Raw genomic sequence first — 9,611 nt, 5'->3', positions numbered from 1 at the left:
AAGGTCTAGTCCGAGTTCTAGGTTGCAAATCAGCAAGTATACGTTGAAAATAGAATATAGCGTTTGAAAATTGTATGGTGCTCAGGAGGTACGACCGTATGAGTAATTTGAAAATTGAAAACAACTGGGATCCCGAGCAAGCCGCGTACGTTCGTACCAAGCTTATGGAGTACAATTTGCAACAGGTTGGGAAAACGGAAGTCGAAAATTTCAGTTTTTTCGTAAGGGACTCGGATGGGACCGTGGTGGGCGGCATGACGGGTGCAATCTTTTGGGACATGATGAGAGTCGATATCCTATGGCTCGACGAACAGCTGCGTGGACAAGGGTACGGGTCAAAGCTCGTCGCCATGGCTGAACAATATGCAGCTGAAAACAATTGCAAACTGATCAAGCTCGATACGTACAGTTTTCAGGCCCCGGAATTTTACAAGAAGCTTGGGTATCAAGTTTATGGCGTCGTGGAAGACGAACCGGCAGGCTTCCAACATTATTATTTTTACAAGCGCATGTAGCGCTTTGGGTCATTGCTTCCATCGACGAAGGATCGGACTAAAAAAATACCGGCTAGAATATTTAAAGCTGTATTTACTTCAGGCAGGAAAAGGGGTTTACTCCATACGAGGAAGCCAAACACGATGGACAAATCCGCCGGCGAAAACGATATGAAGGCCAATAGTATAAACAGCCCTAACAATATCCAATTCAGCTTGAGTGCACGGCGCTTAAAAAAGGAAATCACCCTTTGTCCTTCAATCACGATCCCAAGAAGGAGATAAAGCCCCTTCAGGAACACCCAATACAAGATCGCTGACGGGGCAATGACGTCAAATTTCAATTTAGCGGCTTCTTCTACAAAACCGGTCAATATAATAATGACTACGGCCAGCAAAGAGATCCACGTCGTTGGACTTCTTATTAGGCGCACCCCATTTCACCCAGGAATATTAAACGACTTGCACTGGACGCGCCATACATGGCTTTTCCGTAAACCCGAATTTCCGATAAAACTCCTGAGCGTCCTTCGTTGCTAAACCGAAGGCTGTATGTTTGATTTCCGGGTGATCTAAGATACATTCCATTAACCAATGCCCCAGCTTCATACCTCGATAATCTTCATGAACGACAACATCCATGATCCAAGAAAACACCGCTTTGTCGGTAACCACTCTTGCAAATCCGATCTGTTTCCCGTTATGGTATAACCCGAAACACATCGAGCCCCGTATACTCGCTTCCACCAATTCTTTGGTGCGAGTGGAAGCCCAGTACGTGTTCGAAAGCAACTCATAAACCGTCTCGGATTGCAGCAACGCTGCGTCGTCGCTAACGACGAATTCGTTTTTAAGCCAAATCAACCGAATTCCCCCTTCGTATGATAATGACGGATGTTACCATATTTTAGTTGCGCCCATGACAGGGTACAGACCAATTAAAAACACCGGGCACGGCTGTTGTCGCAGACGGCTCGGTGTATTGGATTGTTCGATGGAGCTGATTAATCCTCGAACAGCTTGTAGAGCGCCTGCGTACCCTTCTCGGCGAAGCCGGCGTCGCTTAGACGCTCATAGAGCGTACGCGCGAGCGCCAAGCCCGGGAGCTCTAACCCCATCTCATCGGCGCTGTCGAGGGCGATCTTCATGTCTTTAATGAAGTGCTTCACGTAGAAACCCGGCTCGAAGTTGCCTGCGATGATGCGCGGGCCGAGGTTGCTCAGCGACCAGCTGCCGGCGGCGCCGGATTCGATGCTTTGGAGCACGACGCTCGGGTCGAGCCCGGCTTTCTTCGCGTACGCGAGCGATTCGCAGACGCCCATCATGCCGCTCGCGATCGCGATCTGATTGCTCATCTTCGTGTGCTGTCCCGCGCCGGGGCCGCCCTGCAGGACGATGTTTTTCCCCATCGCCGCGAAGATCGGTCTCATCGCTTCGAATGCCGCACGGTCGCCGCCGACCATGATCGACAGCCGCGCCTCCCGCGCCCCGACGTCGCCGCCGGAAACGGGCGCATCCAGCGCATGGACGCCGCGAGCCGCCGCGGCCGCGTGGATGCGACGGGCCAACGACGGGCTCGAGGTCGTCATGTCGATTAAATACGCGCCGGGGTTTGCGTGCTCGACGATGCCGCCATCCCCAAGGTAGATCGCCTCTACGTCCGATGGATACCCTACGATCGAGATGACGACCTCGCAGTCTTCGGCCAGCTCCGCCGGAGAGTCGCGCCAGTCCGCGCCGCGTTCGAGCAGTTCCGCCGCCTTCGCTTTCGTCCGCGTGTAGACGAAGAGCCGATGCCCTGCCGCCATTAAGTGTCCCGCCATGCTCTTGCCCATGACGCCCGTGCCGATAAATCCGATATTCATGTTTCGGTTCCTCCTCCGCTCATCGCAATGAGACGCTATTGTTTCGGCGACCTGCTCGCTCCCATCCTATTAGCATAGCAGGAAGCCAGCGCAACGTCATGCGCGGGCAGCCCGGGGCGCGGCGCAGGTCGAAATCCAGCCCCTGTGTCGGGATAAAGCAGCGTCTCGCCGTCTTCACGGCTCGGACCAGAGGGCGATTTGCAGCGCGACCGCGTCCTGGAACGACTGCGGATCGCAGCCCGTCGCTTCCTTAATTTTCTTCAGCCGGTAGACAACCGTGTTCTTGTGCACGAACAGCGCGTCCGCGGCGGCCTGCACGCCGCGGTTGCAGGCGAAGAACGTCTGCAGCGTCTCGCGGTGGGCGGCCGGCAGCCGCCCCGTCGTGCGCGCGGCGAAGCGCGCCCGCTTCCGGGCGGCCGCGCTGGCGACGACGCTCTCCGCCTCGAAGCCCGCGAAGCTCGCGATCGCGCCATGCGCGGCCCGGTCGGCCGCGAACGCCGCTTCCTCCGCCAAGGCGCCGAGCTCCTCCAGCCGTTCGGCGGCGCCGGAGGCGCCGATTCGCACGGCCGAGGCCGCGGCGGAGACGACATCGCGCGTGCGCGCGAGCAGGTTGTCCCACGCCGCGCCGCCGAGGCCGAACGCCGCGATCCGCGCCTCCCGCCGCTCCGCGCGCAAGGAGACGACCGAACGCCGCGCGCCCCACAGGTCCTCCAACAGGCGTGCGAACGGCGGCGGGTTCCCGGCGCCTGCTCCGGCGGCTTCGCCTGCGGTCTCGGACCACCGCACGACGCAAATTCGCAGCGGCGCCCGCGCCTCGACGCGAAGCAGCCCGAGCCGGTCGAGCAACACCGCTTCGTCCGGCATTTCTTTCGCCGCCTCCTCGAATACGGAGGCGCGCAGACGCGCTTGTCCTTCTTCTAAGGAGACCAAGAAGGAGCGCTGGAGAATCAGCTCCGTCGTCATCCGGACAAGCTCCGCGAATTCGACCACGTCTTCGGGCTCGCCCGTAATGCCGATCGCGCCGACCGTCCGGTCTTGGAAGACGATCGGCAAGTTCACGCCCGGCTGCACCCCCTTCCCCGCGCCGACCGGCGAGTCGATGACGACCGAGCGGCCGGTGCGGATCGCCTCCAACGCGCCGTCATGCCGTTCGCCGACGCGCTCGGGGCGGCCGGAGGCGATAATCGTCCCCTCGATATTCATGATGTTGATATTCCGGTTCAACCGGCGCATCGTCTCGCGGACGATATGCTCCGCGATTTCGCTCGTCAGCATCGCTGCAAACTCCCTTCTGCTCGTCCCCTTCGAGCGATCGGGACGGGGCAGCACGTTTTCACCATTATGCACAATAAACCGATTCATTTGGAACATTTTTTTGTGCATTCAGCCCAAATCTTTAGGCAAGCTTCGGTGCTATACTCAAAACAAAAGAACCGTCTACCAACGTTCTCGCAACGAAAGGAGCCGACACCCTTATGAAAATCATCATCGCCCCCGATTCCTTCAAGGGCTGTTTGTCGTCCGAGGCGGCCGCCGCCGCCATCGCGGCGGGCGTCCGCCGCTTCCTCCCCTCGTGCGAGCTCGTCCAAGTGCCGATCGCCGACGGAGGGGAGGGCACGCTGGACAGCCTGCTCGCCTCGACGCCGGGGCGGCGCGTCGCCGTCCGCGTGCGAGGCCCGCTCGGCGCGCCTGTGGACGCCGAATACGGCGTGCTCGAGCGAGGCGACAAGCCCGTTGCCGTCGTCGAGATGGCGAAGGCGTCCGGTCTCTGCCTCGTGCCGCCGGCGGAGCGAGATCCGCTGCGCGCCTCCACGTACGGCACCGGCGAGCTCATCCGCGCCGCGCTCAACGAAGGGTGCCGCGATTTCATTTTGGCGGTCGGCGGCAGCGCGACGAACGACGGCGGCGCAGGCATGCTCGCGGCGCTCGGCCTGCGGCTCTTGGACGCGCAAGGCGAGCCGGTCGAGCCCGTCGGCGGACGGCTCGACCGCATCGCCCGCATCGACGACGCCGGCTGGGATTCGCGCATCGCCGCATCGCGCTTCGTCCTCGCCTCCGACGTGACGAACCCGTTCGTCGGTCCGGAGGGCGCCTCCCGCGTCTTCGGTCCGCAGAAGGGCGCCTCCCCGGAGGTCGTCGAAGCGCTGGAACGTGGCATGCTCGCTTGGGCGGAAGTCATCGAACGGCATACCGGCATACGCGTGCACGACCTTCGCGGCGCCGGCGCGGCGGGCGGCATCGGCGGCGCTTTCCTCGCCTTCTTCCCCGTCCGGTTCCGCCGCGGCATCGACGTCGTCATCGAGCACTCGTCGTTCCGCGAGGCGCTGCCGGGCGCGGATTTGGTCATCACGGGCGAAGGGCGTATCGACAGCCAGACCGCTTCGGGCAAGACGCCGCTCGGCATCGCGCAGGAGGCGCGGAAGGCGGGCGTGCCGACGATCGCCCTGGCCGGCTCGATCGGACCCGGCGTCGAAGCGCTGCATGCCTCCGGCCTCGAGGCGATCTTTAGCCTCGTGAACGGCCCGATGGAGCTCGCGGAGGCGATGGCGCAAGCGGCGCCGCTGCTCGAGCGGGCGGCGGAGCAAGCGGTGCGGGCGATCTGTATCGGAAGGAAAGGGTGAGCGGAATGTGGACAAAGCTGTTGTTCGGCAGAGGCGAGCTGTCTATCGAGGTTCCGGACGACGCGGCGATTTTGCAGCCGCGTGACGTTCCTGCGACGGACGACGAGGAGCGCGCGGTGAAGGAGGCGCTTCGACGGCCGATCGGGACGCCGGGGCTGCGGCGCATGGTCGGCGCCGCGGATACGGTCGCGATCGTCATCAGCGACATTACGCGGCCGACGCCGAACCATAAACTGGTGCCGTGGATTTTGGAGGAATTGGCGCATGTGCCGCCGGAGAACTTCACGATCATTAACGGCACGGGCACGCATCGGGATCAGACGCGGGAGGAATTCGTCGGGATGCTGGGGGCGGACGTCGCCGACCGGGTGAAGGTAATCAACCATCATTGCCAGGAGCCGTCGGAGCTGACGAAGGTGGGACGGAGCGCGTTCGACTGCGACGTGTATTTGAACAAAGCGTACGTCGAGGCGGACTTTCGAATCGTGACGGGCTTTATCGAGCCGCATTTCTTCGCCGGTTTCTCCGGCGGCTGCAAGGGCATCATGCCCGGGATCGCGGGCCTGGAGACGATCATGACGTTCCACGACGCCCGCATGATCGGCCATCCGCTGGCGACCTGGGGAAATCTCGACGGCAATCCGCTGCAGGAGATGGCAAGAGAGGTCAACTTGATGTGCAAGCCGGAGTTTTTATTGAACGTGACGCTGAACGGCAAGAAGGAAATCACGGGCGTCTTCGCCGGGGAGCTGTTCGAGGCGCACGCTCGGGGCTGCGAATTTACGCGGGAGCACGCCATGGCGCGCTGCGCGTCGCGGTTCGACGTCGTCGTCACGTCCAATTCCGGGTATCCGCTCGATCAAAATTTGTACCAAGCGGTGAAGGGCATGAGCGCCGCGATGAAGATCGTGAAGCGCGGCGGTACGATTCTGTGCGTCTCCGAATGCTCGGACGGCGTGCCCGACCACGGCAACTACGCGAAAATTTTGCAAATGGCGGACACGCCGGCGCAGCTGCTCGCCATGATCGAGGCTCCGGGCTTTCGGATGCTCGACCAATGGCAGGTGCAGAAGCAGGCCGTCGTGCAAAGTTGGGCGGACGTCTTCGTCCATTCGACGCTGCCGGACGAGACGGTGCGCCGGGCGATGCTGACCCCCGTCGCCGACCCGTCGGCGGCGCTGCGAGAGCTGAAAGCGAAGTACGGCGAAGCGATGTCGGTCGCCGTCCTGCCGCAGGGGCCGCTGACGATTCCGTTCGTCGACGAGGCGTAACGCCCGTGGGCGGCGGGGAGCAGTCCGCGCTTCGATACGTTCCGGCCGACGCATGAAAATTTTCCAGCTGCGGCACAATAAGCCACGTTCCTTCTCGAGAGGGGGTGAAACGAATGGCTAACAAACAAAAGCGAGCGTCCAAAGCCGAGGTGCAATCGACCGAGTTGAACAAGCTCCCGGTGCCGGGCCGGGACGACACGGAGTTTTCCGCGGAGGACGCCGCGCAGGCGTTCCGCAACCAGCCGAACGGCGGCGGCAGCGCCGGAAACCGGCAATAAGCCGGTTTTCCTTACGGACAGACGAATGCACGCCGCGACGGCGTGCATTTTTATCGACGTCGATTTCTTATGTCTCGATTAGGCGACGTATGTAGGCGGCCGACCGGGCGGCGGCCTCGACCATCGAACGGACGGCTTTCGTCTCCGGCGGGTGCCATAGCTCCAGCGACAGCCACCCTTCGTAACCGGCCTCGTTCAATGCGGCCAAGAAGGCGGCGACGTCGATCTCTCCCTCGAGGAGATCCTCGGTCGGCGTTCGACCGCGCTGGTTGCGCAGGTGAACGGCGAAGACGCGCGCCGGGTACGTCCTCACCCACTCGATCGGGTCGCAGCCGGCGACGTGCGCCCATCCGATATCGACGCAAAGCCCTACCGCGTCGTCCGAGAACTCGACGACCGATCGTAAATCGGCGATCGCGCCGGGCCGGTCCGCCGCATGATTGTGCATGCACAGCCGCAGGCCGAGCTCGCTCGCCTTCGCCGCGAGCCGCGACAGGTTGTCGCCCTGCCGGCGGAGCAAGTCGTCGCTCTTCGGGAGCGGAGCGGTCCAACCGCCGTACGGATCCGCGTTCACGAGCAAATCCGTTCCGCCCGCCGCCGCGAGCCGCTGCGCGAACGGCAGCACCGCCGCCTCGACCTCTGCATACGCTTCGTGCAGCGGCACGCCGACATAGGTGCCGGAGACCGCGAGCCCGTGCGTACGGAGAATCGCCAGCTTCTCCGGCGTCGCGTCCGTTTCGACGGCGTCGAGCCCCGCTTCGGCGCAAGCCGCGTACAAGCTTTCCCACGTCGCCTCCCGGCCGTCTGCCTTCCATCGCTCGAACCACCCATACATATTCGTGGATATGCCCTTCATGCGCACGCGCTTATACCTCCTCCGGGGTCATCGAAATCGTTCGCCGTTCGCCGGACGCCGCGGCATCGTACAAGGCCCGAACGACCCGGAAGTGGTCTACGGCGCGGCGATTTACGTTCGCCGGCGACGGCAGGCCGCGTACGCGGCGCGAGAAGTGGACGAGCGGCAAATCCATGACGGTGAACGGGCCTCGCTCGCCCGGGTCGACGGTCTCCTCGACGACGACGCCGTCCCGGTCGGTACGAAGAAATACCGGCTGCCTTGAATCGTAAGGCGTCCATCGGACGGCGCCGCGCGTCCCTTCGATCTCCGCGACGAACTGCTCCTTGCCGTGCGTGCATGTGCCGCGCTCGTAATGAACCGCGATGGGGCCCCCGCCGCCGACGCCGCCGCGGAACGTGAAATACGCCCCGATATGATGCTCCACGTCGTACAAGACATCCCGAGGATCGACGGCCGTCTCGGGCTTCGCCGCCCACGCGGCGACGATGTCGATCGATGCCGGCGAAAGCACGTCGACCAGCGTCGCCACGTCGTACGGCCCCCAATCCATCGCGATGCCGCCGCCGCTTAGCTCCCGGTTCAAAAACCATCGGCTCTGCGGTTGATACTCGATGCCCGCGCGGCTGCGCTCCCACTTGTTGACGAACGTCACGTGGTAGATGTCCCCGAGCGCGCCGGAGGCGACGACCCGTTTCACCGCTTCGTTGTGCAGCATCCCCTTGTAGCGGACGGCGCAGCAGCCGAACAACCGCCCCTTCTCCGCCGCAAGCCGCTCCATCTCCTCCGCCTGCGCGACGTTCATCGCGAGCGGCTTCTCGCACAGCGTATGCCGGCCGGAGCCGAGCGCGAGGCGCACGCCGTCCAGATGCGCGAACGGCGGCGTCGCGACGATGACGATATCGTCGTCGAGCGCAGGCGTCTTGTTCAGCATCTCCGCCGCGTCCCCGTAGGTTTTCGCCTCAGGATACGCGGCGCGGAACGACTCCAGCGCGGCGGGCGCCGGGTCCGCGACGTGCAGCTCGACCGGCTCGTCCAACTTAGCGGCCGCCGCGGCATGCGTACGCGCGATGACGCCGGCGCCAATTAGAAATAATCTCACGGATCTTCACCTCAATCGGATATTCCCCTTTACTTTACCATGCCGCGCCCGCGCGCGCTCGCCGATCTCGCGGCACGCCGCCGCCGCCAGGCGCTGACGCGGCTAGGGGGCAGCCCGCCGGGCTGCCCCCCAAAATCGACCTTATTTCCCGTAAGAGAGGATGCGCCGGTACATCGAACGATCCTTCAGCTTCTTGAACAACCCCGGGTCCGGCGTGAAATTCGGCTCGATGATCCACACCTTGCCGCGCGCGTCCAGGCCGATATCGAGCCCGCATACGTCGATGCGGTAAGAGCGCCCAAGCTGCTTCGCCGCGGTCAATGCCACGTCGTCGACGCGGCGCTCCAGCTTCCGGAGCGAGACGTGTCGGATCTTCGACCGGCGGACGGCTTCGTCGAACGGAAGCACCTTCCCGCCGCTGCGGCGAATGTTCGTTACAATATACCCGGACCCGGCGACCTTCGCCAGCTTCCCCGTGACGCGCCAGGGCGAGTCCTTCTTCCGCTGCACCATCACCCGCAGGTCGAACGGCTTCCCGTCCACCGTCGCCAGCGAAATTTTCCGCTGCACGAGCGTCTTCGCGCCCTTCGTCTTTTCGCGAACGCGCTCGTATACCGCATCCCGGCCTCGAATGACGATTTTCTTCTTTCCCTTCTGGTAGACGTACTCGCTTCCTCCCTTGGAAACGACGGAGATGACGCCCTTCCCGCCCCACCCCCCGACCGGCTTCACGATGACGGCCCCGTACGTTTCGAGCAGCGCGTAAAAATTTTCCCTTGTCCGCCGTCGCGTATCCGGCAGATGCGCGGCGAGCTTGCTCGAACGGGCCATCGCCTCGTGCTTCTTAAGCTTGCTTCGGCTCCAGCGCATGCCAATTCACGTCCCCTCGTTCGTCGAACAGCGGATGCTCCTCGCACCGTTCGATCCGGTTGCCGCCGTCCACGAACACCACCCGCGGCACGAGCCGGCGCACCTCCTCCTCATCGCACAACCCCAAGCTCAAAATGACGACCAGATCGCCGGGCTCGAACAAATGAGCGGGCGGTCCGTTCAAGCAGATCTTCCCGGTATGTTCCCCGCCGGGCAGCGCGTACGTCTTCCAGCGGGTCGCGTTGCGCAGGCTC

The 9,611-nt window shown here is 62.9% G+C and carries 12 protein-coding genes; 4 read left to right on the top strand and 8 right to left on the bottom strand.

The features are described from left to right. Nucleotides 1-98 precede the first annotated feature (98 nt). Nucleotides 99-515 (top strand): GNAT family N-acetyltransferase, encoded by a 417-nt coding sequence (locus VEZ38_RS04350; RefSeq protein ID WP_324892120.1) that lies wholly within the window; start codon nucleotides 99-101, stop codon nucleotides 513-515. On the opposite strand, the gene VEZ38_RS04345 is transcribed toward VEZ38_RS04350, so the two are convergent. The 4 genes from VEZ38_RS04345 to VEZ38_RS04330 form a co-directional block, all read right to left on the bottom strand. Further along, nucleotides 500-892, bottom strand: coding sequence for a hypothetical protein (locus VEZ38_RS04345; RefSeq protein ID WP_324892119.1), 393 nt, complete (start codon nucleotides 890-892; stop codon nucleotides 500-502). The two genes, VEZ38_RS04350 and VEZ38_RS04345, sit on opposite strands and share 16 nt — an antisense overlap. A 55-nt stretch (nucleotides 893-947) precedes the next feature. Beyond that, a complete protein-coding gene (locus VEZ38_RS04340; protein WP_324892118.1) occupies nucleotides 948-1,358 on the bottom strand; it encodes a GNAT family N-acetyltransferase in 411 nt (136 codons plus the stop codon). A gap of 140 nt (nucleotides 1,359-1,498) precedes the next feature. Beyond that, the gene (locus tag VEZ38_RS04335; protein ID WP_324892122.1) at nucleotides 1,499-2,398 is read right to left on the bottom strand and encodes an NAD(P)-dependent oxidoreductase; all 900 of its coding nucleotides are present in this window, start codon (nucleotides 2,396-2,398) and stop codon (nucleotides 1,499-1,501) included. A 135-nt stretch (nucleotides 2,399-2,533) separates the two neighbouring features. Further along, nucleotides 2,534-3,634 (bottom strand): CdaR family transcriptional regulator, encoded by a 1,101-nt coding sequence (locus VEZ38_RS04330; protein ID WP_324892117.1) that lies wholly within the window; start codon nucleotides 3,632-3,634, stop codon nucleotides 2,534-2,536. A gap of 200 nt (nucleotides 3,635-3,834) precedes the next feature. Here VEZ38_RS04330 and VEZ38_RS04325 point away from each other — a divergent pair, with 200 nt between their 5' ends. From VEZ38_RS04325 to VEZ38_RS04315, 3 genes are all read left to right on the top strand, one after another. Then, a complete protein-coding gene (locus VEZ38_RS04325) occupies nucleotides 3,835-4,980 on the top strand; it encodes a glycerate kinase (protein WP_324892116.1) in 1,146 nt (381 codons plus the stop codon). A gap of 5 nt (nucleotides 4,981-4,985) precedes the next feature. Next, on the top strand, nucleotides 4,986-6,251 hold the full coding sequence (gene larA, locus VEZ38_RS04320; protein WP_324892115.1) for a nickel-dependent lactate racemase: 1,266 nt from the start codon (nucleotides 4,986-4,988) through the stop codon (nucleotides 6,249-6,251). Nucleotides 6,252-6,364: 113 nt separating this feature from the next. Beyond that, the gene (locus VEZ38_RS04315) at nucleotides 6,365-6,529 is read left to right on the top strand and encodes a hypothetical protein (RefSeq protein ID WP_324892114.1); all 165 of its coding nucleotides are present in this window, start codon (nucleotides 6,365-6,367) and stop codon (nucleotides 6,527-6,529) included. A 67-nt stretch (nucleotides 6,530-6,596) separates the two neighbouring features. On the opposite strand, the gene VEZ38_RS04310 is transcribed toward VEZ38_RS04315, so the two are convergent. From VEZ38_RS04310 to VEZ38_RS04295, 4 genes are all read right to left on the bottom strand, one after another. After that, nucleotides 6,597-7,385 carry a sugar phosphate isomerase/epimerase gene (locus tag VEZ38_RS04310; RefSeq protein WP_324892121.1) on the bottom strand — a complete coding sequence of 263 codons (789 nt, stop codon included), beginning with the start codon at nucleotides 7,383-7,385 and terminating at the stop codon, nucleotides 6,597-6,599. A gap of 10 nt (nucleotides 7,386-7,395) precedes the next feature. Continuing rightward, entirely contained in the window at nucleotides 7,396-8,487 is a 1,092-nt protein-coding gene (locus tag VEZ38_RS04305; RefSeq protein WP_324892113.1) for a Gfo/Idh/MocA family oxidoreductase, read from the bottom strand. A gap of 141 nt (nucleotides 8,488-8,628) precedes the next feature. Beyond that, the gene (locus VEZ38_RS04300; RefSeq protein WP_324892112.1) at nucleotides 8,629-9,357 is read right to left on the bottom strand and encodes a YheC/YheD family protein; all 729 of its coding nucleotides are present in this window, start codon (nucleotides 9,355-9,357) and stop codon (nucleotides 8,629-8,631) included. Beyond that, nucleotides 9,332-9,611 (bottom strand): aspartate 1-decarboxylase (locus tag VEZ38_RS04295; protein ID WP_324892111.1); only part of this gene is annotated, 280 nt, incomplete at its 5' end. The genes VEZ38_RS04300 and VEZ38_RS04295, both read right to left, overlap by 26 nt.

This window comes from Paenibacillus sp., assembly GCF_035645235.1.
In the GTDB taxonomy this organism is placed as follows: Bacteria; Bacillota; Bacilli; order Paenibacillales; family YIM-B00363; genus Paenibacillus_AE.
This window is presented reverse-complemented; position numbering and strand designations above follow the sequence as displayed.